Source organism: Halobacillus massiliensis (assembly GCF_900166625.1).
Taxonomy (GTDB): domain Bacteria; phylum Bacillota; class Bacilli; order Bacillales; family Halobacillaceae; genus Halobacillus_A; species Halobacillus_A massiliensis.
On record NZ_LT800499.1, the window covers coordinates 1566651 to 1584200 of the forward strand.

15 protein-coding genes and 1 other RNA gene are annotated in these 17550 nt (G+C 40.7%); 11 read left to right on the forward strand and 5 right to left on the reverse strand.

Annotated elements, in window-relative coordinates; genetic code table 11:
• Window positions 1–8 precede the first annotated feature (8 nt).
• Window positions 9–923 (reverse strand): 1-phosphofructokinase, encoded by a 915-nt coding sequence (pfkB, locus tag B7E06_RS07725; protein WP_082233431.1) that lies wholly within the window; start codon window positions 921–923, stop codon window positions 9–11.
• Window positions 920–1669, reverse strand: coding sequence for a DeoR/GlpR family DNA-binding transcription regulator (locus B7E06_RS07730; protein ID WP_082233432.1), 750 nt, complete (start codon window positions 1667–1669; stop codon window positions 920–922). Before B7E06_RS07730 ends, pfkB begins: the two co-directional genes overlap by 4 nt.
• A gap of 210 nt (window positions 1670–1879) precedes the next feature.
• Between B7E06_RS07730 and secG the strand changes: the two genes are divergently transcribed.
• From secG to rnr, 3 genes are all read left to right on the forward strand, one after another.
• Window positions 1880–2113, forward strand: a complete 234-nt coding sequence (gene secG, locus B7E06_RS07735; RefSeq protein WP_082233433.1) for a preprotein translocase subunit SecG — start codon at window positions 1880–1882, stop codon at window positions 2111–2113.
• 156 nt (window positions 2114–2269) lie between these two features.
• Window positions 2270–3016 carry an alpha/beta hydrolase gene (locus B7E06_RS07740; protein ID WP_082233434.1) on the forward strand — a complete coding sequence of 249 codons (747 nt, stop codon included), beginning with the start codon at window positions 2270–2272 and terminating at the stop codon, window positions 3014–3016.
• Window positions 3017–3051: 35 nt separating this feature from the next.
• Window positions 3052–5340 (forward strand): ribonuclease R, encoded by a 2289-nt coding sequence (gene rnr / locus B7E06_RS07745; RefSeq protein ID WP_082233435.1) that lies wholly within the window; start codon window positions 3052–3054, stop codon window positions 5338–5340.
• A 51-nt stretch (window positions 5341–5391) separates the two neighbouring features.
• Here rnr and B7E06_RS07750 read toward each other — a convergent pair whose 3' ends face one another.
• Window positions 5392–6258 (reverse strand): GNAT family N-acetyltransferase, encoded by an 867-nt coding sequence (locus B7E06_RS07750; protein WP_245807700.1) that lies wholly within the window; start codon window positions 6256–6258, stop codon window positions 5392–5394.
• 146 nt (window positions 6259–6404) lie between these two features.
• On the opposite strand from B7E06_RS07750, the gene smpB reads away from it, so the two are divergent.
• The 5 genes from smpB (at window position 6405) to glpK (ending at window position 10245) form a co-directional block, all read left to right on the forward strand.
• Complete coding sequence (gene smpB / locus B7E06_RS07755; protein WP_082233436.1) at window positions 6405–6869, forward strand: SsrA-binding protein SmpB; 465 nt, start codon at window positions 6405–6407, stop codon at window positions 6867–6869.
• Window positions 6870–6961: 92 nt separating this feature from the next.
• Window positions 6962–7325: a transfer-messenger RNA gene (ssrA, locus tag B7E06_RS07760) on the forward strand.
• Between the two features lie 165 nt (window positions 7326–7490).
• Complete coding sequence (locus B7E06_RS21825) at window positions 7491–7646, forward strand: hypothetical protein (RefSeq protein WP_179134011.1); 156 nt, start codon at window positions 7491–7493, stop codon at window positions 7644–7646.
• A gap of 240 nt (window positions 7647–7886) precedes the next feature.
• Window positions 7887–8717, forward strand: coding sequence for an MIP/aquaporin family protein (locus B7E06_RS07765; RefSeq protein WP_082233437.1), 831 nt, complete (start codon window positions 7887–7889; stop codon window positions 8715–8717).
• 34 nt (window positions 8718–8751) lie between these two features.
• Window positions 8752–10245 (forward strand): glycerol kinase GlpK, encoded by a 1494-nt coding sequence (gene glpK, locus B7E06_RS07770; protein WP_082233438.1) that lies wholly within the window; start codon window positions 8752–8754, stop codon window positions 10243–10245.
• A gap of 382 nt (window positions 10246–10627) precedes the next feature.
• Here the strand turns inward: glpK and B7E06_RS07775 are convergent, their stop codons facing one another.
• Window positions 10628–10861 carry a hypothetical protein gene (locus B7E06_RS07775; RefSeq protein WP_082233439.1) on the reverse strand — a complete coding sequence of 78 codons (234 nt, stop codon included), beginning with the start codon at window positions 10859–10861 and terminating at the stop codon, window positions 10628–10630.
• 115 nt (window positions 10862–10976) lie between these two features.
• The gene (murB, locus tag B7E06_RS07780) at window positions 10977–11897 is read right to left on the reverse strand and encodes a UDP-N-acetylmuramate dehydrogenase (RefSeq protein WP_082233440.1); all 921 of its coding nucleotides are present in this window, start codon (window positions 11895–11897) and stop codon (window positions 10977–10979) included.
• A gap of 264 nt (window positions 11898–12161) precedes the next feature.
• Between murB and ilvD the strand changes: the two genes are divergently transcribed.
• The 3 genes from ilvD to B7E06_RS07795 all read left to right on the forward strand — a co-directional run bounded on the left by ilvD (window position 12162) and on the right by B7E06_RS07795 (window position 17541).
• Window positions 12162–13868, forward strand: coding sequence for a dihydroxy-acid dehydratase (ilvD, locus tag B7E06_RS07785; protein ID WP_425432190.1), 1707 nt, complete (start codon window positions 12162–12164; stop codon window positions 13866–13868).
• A gap of 383 nt (window positions 13869–14251) precedes the next feature.
• A complete protein-coding gene (locus tag B7E06_RS07790; protein ID WP_245807701.1) occupies window positions 14252–15790 on the forward strand; it encodes a pyridoxal phosphate-dependent decarboxylase family protein in 1539 nt (512 codons plus the stop codon).
• A complete protein-coding gene (locus B7E06_RS07795; protein ID WP_082233441.1) occupies window positions 15787–17541 on the forward strand; it encodes an IucA/IucC family protein in 1755 nt (584 codons plus the stop codon). Before B7E06_RS07790 ends, B7E06_RS07795 begins: the two co-directional genes overlap by 4 nt.
• Window positions 17542–17550: the final 9 nt, after the last annotated feature.

Below are 17550 nucleotides of genomic sequence, written 5' to 3' on the forward strand. Positions count from 1 at the left end.
AACCCTCCTTAGTTAATTGGTGATATTGAAATTTCACTTAAAAGCTGGTCAGCTTCTTCCTTACTGCATAAGTCATCCTGAAATGCTGTAGCGCTCCCTGAGGCAACGCCCTGACGGAAGGCCTCTTCAACTGGGGCGCCCTTTTCGATGGCTGAAATAAATCCAGCTACGACCGAGTCACCTGCACCCACAGAATTTTTAACTTCTCCTTTTGGGACGGTGGCAAACAGCTTTTGATCTTTGCTTACGTAGACAGCACCTCTTCCACCCATGGAAACAATGACGTGCTCTGCCCCCTGCTCAGCAAGTTTCTGTCCATAATGGGCGGCTTGCTCTTTTGTCTCAATTTTTGTATTAAAGAGCTCACCTAGTTCATGATCATTAGGCTTCATAAAAAAGAGGGGGCTTCCTGCAATTTGCTTAAGAGCATCTCCTGAAGTATCAGCAGCTAAATGCACATTATTTTTTTTGCAGAGTTCTGCAATTTGAAAATAAAAATCTTCAGGCAGTGAAGAAGGAACACTTCCGGCAAGGATTAAATAGTCATCTGCTGACAGCGAACGGACTTGCTGGATCAACTGATTAAACGGTTCTTCACTAATCTTTGGACCAGGGCCGTTGATTTCCGTTTCTTCATCTGCTTTCAGCTTGACATTGATACGTGTAAAGTCATCGATTTGAATAAAATCCTGCTGAATTCCTTCATTTTCAAGATAGCTTGTAATGAATTGACCGGTAAAATGTCCCACAAAGCCGAGAGCGGTATTGGATGTACCAAATCTTTTCATCACACGTGAAACGTTAATTCCTTTACCTCCAGGGTAATACATAGTCTGAGTAGACCTGTTGAGGCTTCCAGACTTTAGTTGATCCAAGTGCATAATGTAATCTATGGAAGGGTTAAGGGTACAAGTATAGATCAAGATGTCACAACCTTTATGTTTGTTTTTTTTCTGAAAGGGTCTAATAGCTGACCTGTATCATTTGTAATAATTTGTGCCTCCTCAATATCGGCAATTTGTGAAAAAGTGACTTCGCCAAATTTAGAAGAATCTGCAACAAAATATTTTTTTTGGGATAGAGAAAGAGCTGTTCGCTTAACGGCGGCTTCTTCAGGATCGGGTGTAGTAAAACCATGTTCGACTGTGATTCCATTCACTCCCATGAAGCATTGGTCAAATCGAAATTGCTTTAAACTATTTACTGCCATAGTGCCAATGATCGCGCGTGTATGTTCTTTAACATATCCGCCAATCATGTAAGTAGGAATATATAGCTCGGTTAAAGCGTTCATATGACTTAATCCATTCGTGACTACTGTGATGTCTTTGTCAGCTAGAAACTGTATCATTTCAAAAGTCGTTGAGCCAGCATCAATATAAATACATTCGCCGTCCTTTATAAGGTCTGCAGCCATACGGCTAATCGACTTTTTCTCTTCATAAAACTTAGAGATCTTTTCCCCCATGCTTAATTCTTCACTGGCAGGCCGCCTTAATGATGCGCCGCCATGAATTCTACGAAGTTTTCCCGCTCTTTCTAAAAGATCTAAATCTCGTCGGATCGTAGAATCGGAGGCTCCGGTTGCTTCTGTGATGTCTTTCAATTTAACTGTTTGTTGTTCATTAAGTAAATCTAAAATAACCTTCTGCCTTTCAGCAGTCAGCATACTATCCCCTCCTTATTAGGAGCTCTAAATCTATTGTAAGGTAAGCCCTTACAAAAATCAATCAAAAACAATCATTTCCAATCAAAAACAATCAATATAACGAGCGGAAACGATCAATCACTTTTATACAAGTATTAGTTGCCGTTAAAAGGCAATTATGCTACATTTAAAATAGTTTGTTGTGCGTTTTTAGGAGGTGTTGGAACAACTATGGAAACACTTGCAATTACTTTGCTGGCGATTGATACAGTTATTCTTATTATTCTTGTTCTTCTTCAATCAGGAAAAAGTGCCGGATTGTCAGGAGCTATTTCTGGCGGTGCTGAACAATTGTTTGGAAAACAGAAAGCACGTGGAATTGATGCAGTCCTGCACCGGGCTACGATTGTGACAGGAGTTCTTTTCTTTGTATTGGCTTTTCTCGCAACGTATATTTTAGGATAAAGAATCCATTGTTTAAAACCGTGTTAAAAACAAGCACGGTTTTTATTGTGCAGTTTTTTAGGTATTAAAATGCGTCCTCTGGTAAAATAGAAACATTGAAATTGGGGAATGAAATTAATAAATAAGGAAATAGTTGAAGTAAGGAGTTTTTTAGTTATGAAAATCAAACAGCCAGAACCTTTTACATTTAAAGCAGAGGGAGATCGTGCTGTTCTGCTCCTGCATGGTTTTACTGGACATTCTGCAGATGTAAGAATGCTGGGCCGTTTCCTGCAGAAGAACGGCTATACGGCACATGCTCCTATTTACAGAGGGCACGGACAAGAGTTAGAAGCATTAATTGATGTGACGCCTGAACAGTGGTGGGCAGACGTAATGGACTCATATAACTATTTGAAGGAGCTAGGGTATAAAAAAATCGCAGTTGCCGGTCTTTCCTTAGGTGGAGTTCTCGGTTTAAAACTTGCATACTCAGAGCCTATTAAGGGTATTGTTACAATGTGTTCACCGATGTTTTTTGATAACGAAGAACAATTGACCCAAGGATTCCGCCTTAAAGCGAAACAATATAAGCAGCTTGAAGGAAAAGATAAAGAAACCATTGAGGAAGAAATTAATGAACTCATGGACGAATCCAAAGATATGTTTACACAGCTTGGTCAATTTATTACCAGTGTGCATGATGAAATAGACCAAATTTACGCTCCAGCCTTTGTAGTTCAGGCGGAGAAAGATGAAATGATTAATACAGAAAGCGCCAACTACATCTACAATACAGTAGAAGCTAACGAGAAAAACATAAAATGGTACAAAAACTCTGGCCATGTGATCACAATGGATCAAGAAAAAGAACAGCTACACGAAGACATCCTCGAATTTTTAAATTCATTGGACTGGTCCTAAGTGGTTAGAGTCTTGGCCTTAAAAGGAGGAAGACAATGAATACAGAACTTAAACAAAGCATACTGAAGTACTTTAACGAAACAGCCTCTAAACCTCTATCTGTGCAGGAATTAGAACAATTAATCACTTTAGAAGAGGACCAAGACTTTAAAGATTTGATGAAGGCACTTAATACCCTGGAAGATGAAGGAGAGCTTGTCCGCACAAGGAAGAATCGCTTCGGACTTCCTGAAAAAATGAATCTTATCCGCGGAAAGATCCAGATGCATGCGAAAGGATTCGCTTTTCTCATTCCGGATGATGAGGAGAAAGATGATGTTTATCTTCACCATTCAGATTTGAATTCGGCGATGAATAATGATCGTGTTCTCGTACGAATCGAAAAGCGAGATGAAACAGGGCAGCGGCCGGAAGGAACGGTTATTAGAATTCTTGAGCGTGCGACCAAGCGCGTGGTGGGTACGTATGAATCAAGCAGAAACTTCGGGTTTGTAGTAGCAGATGATAAACGGATCCCCCATGATATTTTTATCCCTAAAGCGCAATCCAATGGAGCTGTTGACGGACATAAAGTAATTGTTGAAATTACCAAATTTCCTGAAGAGAGAATGAGTGCAGAGGGAGAAATCGTAGAAATCCTTGGCCATAAAAATGACCCGGGCATCGATATTATCTCAATCATTCATAAACACGGCATTAAGACCGATTTTCCCGAAGAAGTACTCCAGCAGGCGGCTGATACTCCGGAACAGATTCATGAAGATGAAATCAAAAACCGCCGCGACCTGAGAGATGAAACGATTGTCACCATCGACGGGGCAGATGCGAAGGACTTAGATGATGCAGTTACGGTGAAGAAGCTTGAGAATGGCAACTATAAGCTAGGTGTTCACATTGCTGATGTTACTTATTATGTGGAACAGGATTCTCCGCTTGACAAAGAGGCGCGTGAAAGAGCTACAAGTGTATACTTAGTAGATCGTGTAATCCCTATGATTCCACATAGACTGTCTAATGGTATATGTTCTTTAAATCCTAAAGTAGACCGGCTTACCTTATCATGTGAAATGGAAATTGACGCTAAGGGTCAGATCGTAAATCATGAAATTTTCCAAAGTGTTATTAAAACAAATGAGAGAATGACTTATAAAGATGTTAATTCCATCCTTGAAGATAATGATTCAGAACTTGTTGAGAAGTATAAAGATCTCGTACCAATGTTCAGAGAAATGGAGAGTCTTGCAGCTACCCTTCGAAAGAAACGCTTCGACAGAGGGGCCATAGACTTTGATTTTAAGGAAGCTGGGGTTATTGTCGATGAAGAAGGCAAGGCAGTTGATGTAAAACTGAGAGAACGATCTGTCGCTGAAAAGCTGATCGAAGAGTTTATGCTTGCGGCAAACGAAACAGTAGCAGAACACTTTCACTGGATGGAAGTGCCTTTCATTCACCGGATCCACGAAGATCCCGATGAGTCAAAGCTCCATAATTTCTTCGAGTTTGTAACGAACTTAGGTTACTCTGTAAAAGGTTCCTCAGAAAACGTACATCCTCAGGCTTTGCAGAAAATTTTAGAAACGGTGAAAGATTCTCAGGAAGAAATGATCATTTCTAAGCTGATGCTGCGTTCAATGCAGCAGGCGAAGTATGACCCTCAAAGTTTGGGACACTTCGGGTTATCGACAGAGTACTATACACACTTTACCTCACCGATCCGCCGTTATCCTGATTTAATCGTACACCGATTGATCCGTACGTATCTTATTCAGGAAAAACTCGATTATAAAACCCGCAAGCATTGGAAGGATCAGCTTCCTGAAATAGCGAAACATTCTTCTGAGATGGAACGCGCTGCGGTTGATGCAGAACGTGAAACAGATGATTTGAAGAAAGCGGAATATATGGAAGATAAAATTGGTGAAGAGTATGATGGTGTCATCAGTTCTGTGACCAGCTTTGGATTATTCGTCGAGCTTCCAAACACTGTGGAAGGCCTTGTCCATGTGAGCACCCTGACCGACGATTACTATAACTTTCAGGAGAAACAGTTTGCTTTAATTGGCGAAAGAACGGCTAATATGTATCGTATTGGTGATGAAATTACCGTCCGCGTCTCTAATGTAAACCTTGATGAAAGAGTCATCGATTTTGAAATCGTAGGGATGAAGCCTCGTAAAGAAAGAGAACGCTCAGCAAGACCGAAACATATTGATACGAAAAGTCCTGATCGTAAAAAGAAAAAGAATAAACAAAAAGGCAATAAACCCTTCTATCGGAACAAAGCGGTGAAGAATAAAGTGAAAAAAGGAAAAAAGAAGAAATAAATGAAATTCTGGATCGGCTGTCGATTTTGCGACAGCCGTTTCTATTGTAATTCAGCGCAGTTCAAAATTATATAAAATCCAGGGTTCCTGAACGTGGTATGGTGTAAGATCAGGGATGTTCCGATATCCTTGGGGTGAAAAATCAATCCAGCAGCCGATATTGTCAGGATTTTCTTTCCAATGGTGAAGAACTGTTTCAAAAAAACCCGGCTGGTTATAATGATCATTCCAGAAGTACTTCACATGCGAATAGTTATATTTCTTTTGATCATTATTTATGAGCACAAAACGGCTTCCATCAGACTTAACGTACAGATTGGATGCTTTTAAATACTCCTCTGAAAACAAAGAAGCATCATAGGGAAGCGGGTAATAACATTCATATGGAAACAAGCCGAGTGCGTTTTGGGAAAGTTCTAAAAGGTATCTTCTTTTTTCAGGCAGCTCATGCACTTCTATCCAACGGTTTCCTTGAGTGTGCCCAGATAATTTCTCCGGAGCCGTCAGCGTTAAATAGTACGAGATAGGTCCATCAGTAAGTCCCGATTTTTCTAGAGTGCGTCGTGCCGACAGATTATGCACATGTGTATTTGCTCCAACCCATTTAACCGAAGGCCGCTTATAGAGATCTTTAATTACTTTCTGGAGGAGCAATGTCGCAAAGCCTTTAGAGCGATGATTTTGATCACTTCTCAATCGTCCAATCATTGCGAATTGATCTTTTCCAAATAAACTATACCCCGCTAAGGAAAGCAGCTGGTGGTTGTGAAATAACCCATATAATTCCTGAGCAGGTGATTCAATCAGTTTATCGAAAATGCGAAGAATATAATCGTCTTCTATTCCTGTATCCATTTTCTGGAGGGACGGTAAATCATTTATAGTTAATTTACGAGGCTGCAGCATTTGTGGCAACATGAGCATAGTCTCCTTTATTGTAATATTCTGCAAAAATATAGTCTCACACGGACAAAGCGGCTGTCTATTTTACTGTCTCATTAAAATTGGAAACAAAGCGCTTTTTTGATACAATTTAAAAGGAATTCAACTAGGAGGAGAACGTGATGCCAAGAGGTCCAGGAAAAACAATTGCACAAAATAAAAAAGCCGGACATGATTACTTTATTGAAGAAACATTTGAAGCGGGAATCGTGCTTCAAGGAACGGAAATTAAGTCAATTCGCGCCGGCCGGGTAAATTTAAAAGAAAGCTTTGCAAGAATTCATAATGGGGAAGTTTTCATCCATAATATGCACATTTCCCACTATGAACAAGGAAATATTTACAACCACGATCCCACGCGCGCCCGCAAGCTGCTGCTTCATCGTAAACAAATAAGCCAGCTGATTGGGGCCACCCAGCAGAAAGGCTATGCGCTTGTTCCTTTGAAAATTTATATTAAAAATGGAGTAGCCAAACTTTTGCTCGGTCTGGGCCGAGGGAAGAAAAAGTATGACAAACGAGAAGACTTAAAGAGAAAACAAGTAAATCGAGAAATCGACCGTGCGATTAAAGAAAGCTTGAAATAGCTGATAAGGGTTGAATTAAATGGTTATTATGTTATAATAGAAATGTCGCAATAAGCGATATTGAGGAGCTTGACGCTCTGTTTAATCCTAACGGGGACGTTACGGATTCGACGGGGATAGGTCGAGCTCGGGTTGCAGGTCGAGGCGACGACTCGCTAAACGTCATTTGCCTAAATATAACTGGCGAATCTAACGATAACCTAGCTGTAGCTGCGTAAGTAGTCTATAGCTGATCCTTCCTGGCATTGCTCGTGTGCCAGATTGAAGGGTCTCAAACTGAAGCGAGCTACGCGTTCTTCCACCACCTGAGGAAGGACGAAGAGACTAATCAGGTTAGCTCCTCGGAAGCCTGTTGATAGGCTGAAGAGAGAGTGAAAGATAATATATCAACTAAGCTTGTAGAAGCCCGAGTGCCGATATCTCCGGACGTGGGTTCGACTCCCACCGTCTCCACCAATACATAATTGGTGGTTTTTTTTATGGGTTTTTTTATTGTTTTTCTATCTTTTTTCGCCTTTTTCTATTAAGTAAGGGTAAATCGGCCATGCACTTTCTTCCACTAAGAATAGATTAGTAATGAGACGACATCTCACAATCTATATAAATGGGGGTGTACAACGCATGGTTGCAGATTTCATTGCGGGTGTTTTAATTTTAGTGCTTTTGATTGTCGCTTATTTAATTGCTGCTCTATTAGGGAATTGTGAGCAGAAAGCTGCTATTGCTGCGGCTCTTCGTCGGGTTTACAGCTCACTTAGAGCTTCATGTACGAGATAAAGTATGATGTAATATTTTAAAGAAATTAGTAAATTTAAGTTGACAGCGTTTACAAAATCAGTTAAGTTGTAATCAACAAGTTAACTTAGTGACGGAGATTTGGAGACTCACGCGATTTTAGTACTGTTAAGAGAATAGTACTAATGTTTGGTGTGGGTCTTTTTTTCGTCTCTTTTACTAGGAATAACTTAGAGCTGTCTAAGAGCAGAAATCAACAGAGAACAAAAAGGAGGAAATATGATGTCAGAATTTGCAGCAGAGCTTATCGGCACAATGATATTGATAATCTTTGGTGGAGGTGTTGTAGGCGGCGTTGTGCTTAAGAATTCTAAAGCAGAAGGCGCCGGCTGGGTAGTTATCACCCTTGGATGGGGACTTGCTGTAACGATGGCAATATATGCGGTAGGAAACTTTACAGGTGCCCATATCAACCCGGCGGTAACGTTAGGACTTGCCATTCAGGGAGATATCGCCTGGTCGAAAGTGCCTATGTATATGAGTGCTCAAGTAATTGGAGCTTTCATTGGCGGTGTAATTGTATTTTTAAATTATTTACCTCATTGGAAAATTACAGAAGACACAGGGGCAAAGCTTGCGGTGTTTTCCACAGATCCCGCTGTCCGCAGCCCTTTTTCAAACTTAATTAGTGAAGTTATTGGAACATTTGTGTTAGTATTGGCCATTCTGTTTATCGGGGCTAATGAGTTTACGGAAGGCTTAAATCCGTTAATTGTCGGTGCTTTAATTGTAGCGATCGGGATGTCTCTCGGTGGAACGACTGGTTACGCGATCAATCCAGCGCGTGACTTAGGGCCGAGAATTGCTCATGCGCTGCTTCCGATTCCTGGTAAAGGCAGTTCCGATTGGGGATATGCCTGGATTCCAATTGTGGGTCCTCTTCTAGGAGGAAGCTATGGAGCCGTTTTTTATGGAGCAATTTTTACAGGGAATTTTTCACCATTGTTTTGGATTTTAAGTGTTGTCATGGCATTCATTTTAGTAGGAGCTGCTTCTTCGGAGCTGAAAAAAGGTGAGACTGCAGCAGATCAAGTAGAAGAGAAAATAGTATAAACTACATTTAAATATAAATAGGAGGAGATGCAGAATGAGTAACAAATACATTTTATCATTAGACCAGGGGACGACAAGCTCACGTGCCATTCTTTTTAACGAAGCTGGAGAAATTGTAGAGACAGGACAAAAGGAATTTGAACAGTTTTTCCCTAAACCAGGCTGGGTGGAGCATGATGCCAATGAGATTTGGAACTCGGTTTTAGCTTGTATTGCTGATGTATTAAGAAAAGCGGACGTCGACCCAGATCAAATTGCCGGAATTGGAATTACCAATCAGCGTGAAACCACTGTCGTCTGGGATAAAAATAATGGAAAACCTATCTATAAAGCAATCGTATGGCAGTCCCGTCAAACTCAAGAGATTTGTAATGAGTTGAGGGCGGAGGGACATAATGATTTATTTAATAAGAAGACAGGCCTTCTCCTTGACCCTTATTTCTCTGGAACGAAAGTGAAATGGATTCTTGATAATGTAGAAGGAGCCCGGGAAAAAGCAGAGAATGGTGACCTTCTTTTTGGAACGATGGATACTTGGCTAGTGTATAAGCTTTCTGGAGGAAAAACACATATTACTGATTATTCCAATGCTTCCCGGACATTGATGTTTAATATCTATGATCTGAAGTGGGATGAGGAACTCCTTGATATTCTGACGGTACCGAAGAGCATGCTTCCTGAAGTAAAACAGTCTTCAGAAGTTTATGCGAAAACTGTGGATTACCACTTCTTCGGGCACGAGGTTCCAATTGCCGGTATTGCTGGAGATCAGCAGGCAGCTTTATTTGGACAGGCGTGTTTTGAGAAAGGAATGGCTAAAAACACCTATGGAACAGGATGTTTCATGCTGATGAATACCGGTGAAGAAGGCGTCAAATCAGAACATGGTCTATTAACTACATTAGCGTGGGGAGTAGATGGGAAAGTTGAATATGCTCTGGAAGGAAGTATATTTGTAGCTGGGTCTGCTATTCAATGGCTGCGCGATGGATTAAAACTAATTGAAAGTGCCCCTGATAGTGAACAGCATGCATTAAGAGTGGAGTCTACAGAGGGAGTATACTTAGTACCTGCTTTTGTCGGGCTAGGAACGCCATATTGGGACAGCGATGCCAGGGGAGCTATGTTTGGTTTAACCCGAGGTACTTCAAAAGACCATGTAATCAGGGCTACTTTGGAATCACTTGCTTATCAGACAAAAGATGTACTGGATGCTATGATTGCCGATTCCGGAATTGATTTGAAAACATTGCGAGTCGATGGGGGAGCCGTTAAGAATAACTTTTTAATGCAGTTCCAAAGTGATATTTTAAGTGTACCTGTAGAGCGGCCGGTAATTCAGGAGACGACTGCTTTAGGTGCTGCATACTTAGCTGGACTGGCGGTAGGATATTGGAAAGATAAAGAAGAAATTGCGAAGCAGTGGAAAAATGAAAAAACTTTTAATCATGAAATGGATGAATCAGAGCAGAAGAAGCTCTATGATGGGTGGAAGAAAGCGGTAACAGCTACAAGAGAGTTTAAATAAGAGTTAAAAGCAATTAAAAACGCGTGAAATCCAGAGTATTAAATCTGCTTTCACGCGTTTTTTACATTTTTCAAGGGTTCGATCTCAGCCTAAACAGAGAAAGAGCTGTTCTATTTATCGTGTAACGAAAAGTGCTTTAAAAATGATAAGCTTTCCGCAGGGAGACGTTGGGCTAACTCGTTACACTCGTGGATCTGGCCCCAGCTCTATCTCCCTGCAGGAGTCACACCATTTCCTACCGGTGTTGGTGTAAACAGAACGTTTATCTAGAGAAGATCCTGGAGGGCAAAGTCCGAGGAAGCTAAGCGTTCGCCCATGGAAAGCGAGTTGTTTCCCCAGGTCCGGCTCTCTTTATTAAGGCAAATGGTACGGGAACATTTTATTATTCTTCTGTAGCTTTCAGCTGGTTCATTACTTTTTGCAGGATGTCCTCTTTAGTTAGCAGGTCAGCCATTTTATTTATATCTAAATCCAGCATTGATAAAATTGGAGTGAGAGCTAACAAATTGCCACTATTCTCGTTCTTATCATTTAACATGCTGTTTAATTGGTCCTTAATTTGGCTTACTTCTTCCTCCAGCCTTTGTAATCGGCTGTATATATCATTAACAGTCATAAGAATTTCCTCCTTACCTTTTAATCTATCTTATGACTACATTCGCTTTTAAGAGAGGGTCCATGCCCTTAAAGCTCAAAAAAACCCAGCTTCATCAGCTGGGTTCTATCATTCGTTATGAAGGAAGATCTTCTCCGATTATTCGAACTTCTCGCTCTAACTCCACACCGAAGTTTTCTTTTACTGTTTTTTGAACGTGCTCAATCAAACGGATATATTCATCCGTTGTCGCATTATCTTTATTGATAATAAAACCTGCATGTTTTGTAGAAACTTCCGCTCCTCCAATACTTGTTCCCTGAAGGTGGCTGTCCTGGATCAGCTTTCCGGCAAAATAACCGGGAGGGCGTTTAAACACACTACCGCATGAAGGATACTCGAGAGGCTGTTTGGATTCGCGCTTGTGTGTCAGATCATCCATAACCGCTTTAATATCCTCAGTTTTCCCTGGTTTCAGGCTGAATGTAGCTTCTATAACAATGTCTTTATTTTTATCGATATTACTCGTTCGGTAATCGAGATCTAAATCTGAAGCCAGACGCTTTACTAAGTTTCCGTCCCGGTCAATGACATACGCATAATCAAGCACGTCTTTTATTTCACCGCCGTATGCGCCAGCGTTCATATATAGAGCACCACCAACAGTGCCGGGAATACCACAGGCGAATTCAAGACCAGATAAGTTCTCTTTTAATGCTTGGCGGGAAACGTCAATAATACGTGCTCCGCTTTGGGCGACTATCGTATTTCCATCTGTGGAGATATCATTTAAATCTTTAAGGTTAATAACGATCCCTCTTATTCCACCATCTTTTATGATGAGATTCGAACCGTTTCCTAGTAAGGTAAATGGGATGTCTTCTTCATTTGAAAATTTCACGACATTCTGAATTTCTTTAAATGTAGTAGGAGTAATGAAGAAATCCGCTTTACCGCCCAGTTTAGTATATAGATGGTTTCTCAGCATTTCATCTACTTTTACATTATCCTTTTTAACAAGCTCCAATAATTTTTCATAAATCTTTTGTTTATCCATGAACACCAATCCTATTTAAAATAGTCATTATTATTGAAGTTTATAACAAATCAGTGGGAAAGCAAAGTTTTTTTCTTAAATTGATTATTGATCAGTACCGTCTTAACTATTTTATTTATTTTATGGATAAATGTGTATTATGTAAGCGTTTCACTTAAAAGAAAGTTGGCTATTTTCTGAATATTGATTGCGAACATTGTCGGAAATCTGTATCATCATTATAAGTAGATGTTTACACCTACATTGGATGAACTTGAGGAAGGGATGAGAGAAGTGTCTGAGAAAAAGGATTTAAGAATTCGCAGTAAAGTAATCAGCGAAGGAGTAAATCGTGTGCCGAACAGGTCTATGCTTCGTGCCGTCGGATTTACAGATGAAGATTTTAAAAAGCCGATGATCGGGATCGCAAGTACGTGGAGCGAAGTTACTCCTTGTAACGTACATATCGATGGCTTGGCAAGAAACGCAAAATCAGGGGCTTCGAACAACGGAGGAGCTCCGATGATTTTTAATACAATAACAGTATCTGACGGAATTGCGATGGGGCATGAAGGTATGCACTATTCGCTTCCAAGCCGAGAAATTATAGCTGATTCCATTGAAACCGTTGCGGGAGCGGAACGTCTGGATGGAGTGGTCGCAATCGGTGGCTGTGATAAAACTACACCTGGGTGTTTAATGGCCCTGGGCCGCCTTAATATACCGTCAGTTTATGTGTACGGAGGCACTATCCAGCCCGGTAAGCTCGATGGAAAAGATATTGATATTGTCTCTTCCTTTGAAGCGGTTGGCCAATATCATGAAGGAACAATTGATGATGCCCAGCTTCATAAAGTTGAATGTCACGCATGTCCTGGTGCAGGAGCTTGCGGCGGTATGTATACGGCCAATACAATGGCTGCAGCAGTAGAAGCGCTTGGTATGAGTATTCCTGGTTCTTCTTCGACTCCGGCAGTCAATGATTACAAGGAACAGGAGTGTGAGCAGGCAGGAGAGCTTGTCATCAACTTGCTTGAGCAGGACATATACCCAAGAGACATTATGACTAAGGAAGCATTTGAAAATGCGATCACTGTAGTTATGGCTCTCGGTGGTTCAAGTAATGCATTCCTCCATTTAACGGCAATCGCTCATTCAGCAGGTGTGGATTTGTCTATTGATGATTTTGAACGCATCCGTCTAAACGTACCTCATATTGCAGACATGAAGCCGAGCGGCAAATACGTGATGCAGGACTTGTATGAAGCAGGCGGAGTGCCTGCAGTTATGAAAGTGCTTCTGGAAGAAGGGCTTCTTCATGGAGATTGTCTGACCGTTACAGGCAGAACATTAGCAGAGAACCTTTCTGAAGCGCCGCCGCTAAAAGAAGATCAACAGGTTATCGTACCTTTTGACAAGCCGATCAAGCCGAACGGTCCATTGGTTCTTTTAAAAGGAAACCTTGCGCCTGAAGGGGCAGTAGCTAAAATGTCCGGACAGAAAATCAGTCGTTTTGAAGGACCTGCCCGCGTGTTTGATAGTGAAGCGGAAACAACAGAGGCCATTGTAAATAATAAAGTAAAAGAAGGCGATGTTGTCGTCATTCGAAATGTTGGGCCAAAAGGCGGACCAGGAATGCCGGAAATGTTGTCCATTACAGCTATGATTGTCGGAAAAGGACTAAATGGAAAAGTAGCTCTTCTTACGGACGGGCGTTTTTCCGGAGGATCGCACGGCTTTGTTATTGGTCATATAGCGCCTGAATCTGCGGTCGGAGGTCCGATCGGTCTATTGAAGGATGGAGACATCATTACTATTGACAGTGACACCCAGGAAATCAATTTTGAAATTTCTGAGGAAGAGTTTGAAAAGCGTCAGAGAGAATGGGTACGTCCTGAACCTAAACATAAAACAGGAATGCTTGCTAAATATGCTCGTCTCGTTTCCTCGGCATCTAAAGGTGCGGTCACGGATCACGATTATGAACAATAAAATAGAATTTATTATGGCTGTCGGGATTATCCCGACAGTTTTTTTATTTTAAGTAATGCTGTCCGTAACCTAACCGTATATTTATTATTTACGGAAAACATGCATTGAGAATCTAAAAGATAAGATAAAAGACTCAAATTCTGTAGTTAAATGAGAAGCTTCACCAATTCTTCAAGCAGGTATACCACATCATAGGTCTGCCTGTTTTTTTATGGAAACAGAAGGATAAAAATTGAAATTATGCAGGATATTCAACTCACAGACCAACTTTAAAAATTCGTTAAAATTCTGAAATAAGTAGCTCATAAGTTTCATTGACATTGATAATCATTATCAATTATGCTTTAATTGAAAATAATTATCAATTACTTGGAGGCGATCATTTGCCGGCACAACTAATCGGTCATAGTTATACTCCCAATATTAAACAAAATTTTAATCATCTGTTTTTAAATAAACAGCCTGAAGGAATAAAAGAATTTGAAGAGATTATTCAAAAAGTCGTAAACCAATTAATCGATATTAATTTAGAACAAACAGTTCCCTATCAAGGGAAACTTCCTTCACAGGTGGAGGAAGAGGTAAGAAATATTATTACTTTTAAGCGAGAAGGAGAATCCATTGAAGAAGTTCTCCAAATGATAGGGCCTGCAATTATGCAGAACAGTCTGCATGTAACGGACGAACGGTCGATGGGCCACTTACACTGTCCACCGCTATTAGCCGGAGTTGCTGCTGAATTAATTATAAGCGTATACAACCAGTCGATGGACTCCTGGGATCAAAGCCCGGCAGCTACCTTTGTAGAAGAAGAAATGATCAGCTGGTTAATCAATCAGTATCAGTTAAGTGGAAATGCAGATGGAGTGTTTACAAGCGGAGGTACACAATCGAATTACATGGGGCTGCTTCTGGCCCGGGACGCGTTCTGTGAGAAAAAATGGAATCACAATGTGAAAAAATACGGGCTTCCTTATGAAGCTTCTAACATGAAAATTCTTTGTTCTGAAGAAGCACACTTCACAGTAAAGAAATCAGCTTACCAGTTAGGGCTCGGTGAAGATGCGGTAGTTTCCATTCCTACCGATTCCAAACACAGGATGTGTGTAAAAGAAGCCGAACAGAAGCTTAAAGAGTTAATTGCAGAAGAAAGTTATCCTTTTGCTATCGTGGGAACATGTGGCACAACAGACTTTGGAAGCATAGATCCATTAACAGAACTTGCTTCATTAGCCGATCAGTATGACTTATGGTTCCATGCCGACGCCGCGTATGGCGGTGCGCTAATATTAAGTGAATCACACGCTGACAAGCTTAAAGGCCTCTCGCTGGCTGATTCCATTACAGTAGATTTCCACAAGCTTTTTTATCAGCCGATCAGTTGCGGAGCTTTTTTAATAAACGATAAAAGAAATTTCAAATACATCAATCACCATGCGGATTATTTAAATCCTGAAGAGGATGAGGAAGGAGGCATGCCTCACCTTGTTAATAAATCAGTTGCCACAACACGTCGGTTTGACGCTTTAAAGCTGTTTATGACACTTAAAGTTGTAGGCCTCTCCCAGATGCAGCAAATGGTAGACCATACATTTGTAACTGCGAAAGAAACAGCAGCTACCATTCAGAGGATGGAATATCTAACTGTTGCTAACCCTGAACCTGAATTAAATACTGTGATCTTTCGTTTTGAGGGTGAGGATATAAGCCCTGAAGAATTAAGTGAACTGAACAGAAAGATTCAGCAGGAAATGCTGTTCAGTGGAAGAGCTATCGCAGCAAAGACAAAAGTTTATGGTCATACTTACATGAAATTTACGCTGCTAAACCCAAGAACTTCCAGTGTGGATACACAGGAAGTTTTAGAGGAAATTCAGTCCCTTGGTTTAAAATTTCTCAAAGCAAAGGAGGAGCTTAAATGATGAATGTGAAGAAGTATGCAGAACAAACCACGATGCAGAGCTTTTTGAACTGTTATTTAAGAGAAACAGGCAACTTTGAAGTGAAACAGGAGGATGCTGGTTTGGAGGTTTTTGAAATTTCTTTACCTCATCTGGAAGCTAAAATCTCAATCCCTGTCGGATACAGATCAATTACTGCAAGACATGTGTTTCAGTTCCCTATTTATTTAATAAAAAATAAGAACAAAATGGAACTTGATTATATTTCACTTGTCTCTCTCATTATGAAAGATCTTGCTGTTGAATATGGGAGAGAGGAAACGGAAGATGAGCTAATGCTTCGGGTAATATTAAGCTGTCAGCAGATTGCTAAATATATAGAATCCCGTGAAAAAGATGTTCCACACTTATTGGATCATGAGTTTGATTTCATTGAAGCCGAGCAGTCTCTGCTGATTGGACATATGCTGCATCCAACACCAAAAAGTAAACAAGGCCTCAGCGTGGAAGAGGATGAGCTTCTTTCCCCGGAACTAAAAGGCGAATTTGAACTTCATTACTTTAAAGTGAGTAAGAAGTGGATTAATGAAGATTTTGCTGCTAATGAAAAAGCGTCCGATCAGGTCATGAAATTTTTAAAAGAGGATAAAGAATTCAATTCGGGTTTAATTGAACAGGCTGTGAAAGAAGATTCTGCACTTCTTCCCGTCCATCCCCTTCAAGCTAAAGACATGTTAAAGGATGAACGAGTCCAGGAGTTGATGCAATCAGGCCATGCGGCTTACTTAGGGCCTCAGGGGTCGAAAGTAAAGTCCACTTCCTCGTTTAGAACGGTATATCGTGAAGACTACCCTTACATGCTAAAGTTCTCTGTACCTATAAAAATTACTAACTCCCTCAGAGGAAACTTACAAAAAGAACTCGATCGAGGAGTAGAAGTTTCAAGGCTTTTAAATACGGACTTCGGCAAGAAAATCAGACAGCAGCATCCCTATTTTCAAGTGATTGAAGATCCTGGTTATATGAAACTTGACGTTGCAAGCCCTACTGTAGCGTATGATGTCGTGCTGCGGACAAACCCCTTTCATAATCAGCGGAAATCCGTAACATTAATTGCTGGATTATGTCAGGAACAACCGTTTTCCGGTCGTGCAAGACTGGCTTCTATCATTGAAAAACTGGCACAGGAAGAAAATCGGACAACTGCGGAAGTCAGTAAGGACTGGTTTCGAAAATATGTGAAGATAACCGTTGGACCGCTTCTTTCAATCTTTGATGAATATGGTCTTGCACTTGAAGCACACCAGCAGAATTCACTCGTTGAGCTTGAAGGCGGGTACCCATCCATGTTCTATTATCGTGATAACCAAGGATACTATTTTAGTGAAACTAAAGCAGATAAGCTCAGAGGCTTTCTGCCAACCTTAAATGAAAAAAGTGACACAATCTGTGAGGATGAGATCGCTGTGGAGCGGCTGCGTTATTACTTTTTCATTAACCATTTGTTTGGTTTAATCAACAGTTTCGGTACACAAAAACTGGCAGATGAAGAAGAGTTAATAGATATTGTTCGTGAAAAACTCGAACAATTTGATCCAAATTCTTTATTAATTCACAGCTTATTACATTCTTCTGTACTGGCAGGTAAAGCCAACCTTCTGACCCGTTTTTATAATATGGATGAACTCCAGGGATCACTAGCCAACCAGTCGGTTTATACCTATATCGACAATCCGCTCATTAAGAAGGCAGGGATACTCCATGAAAGCTGAATTTAATAA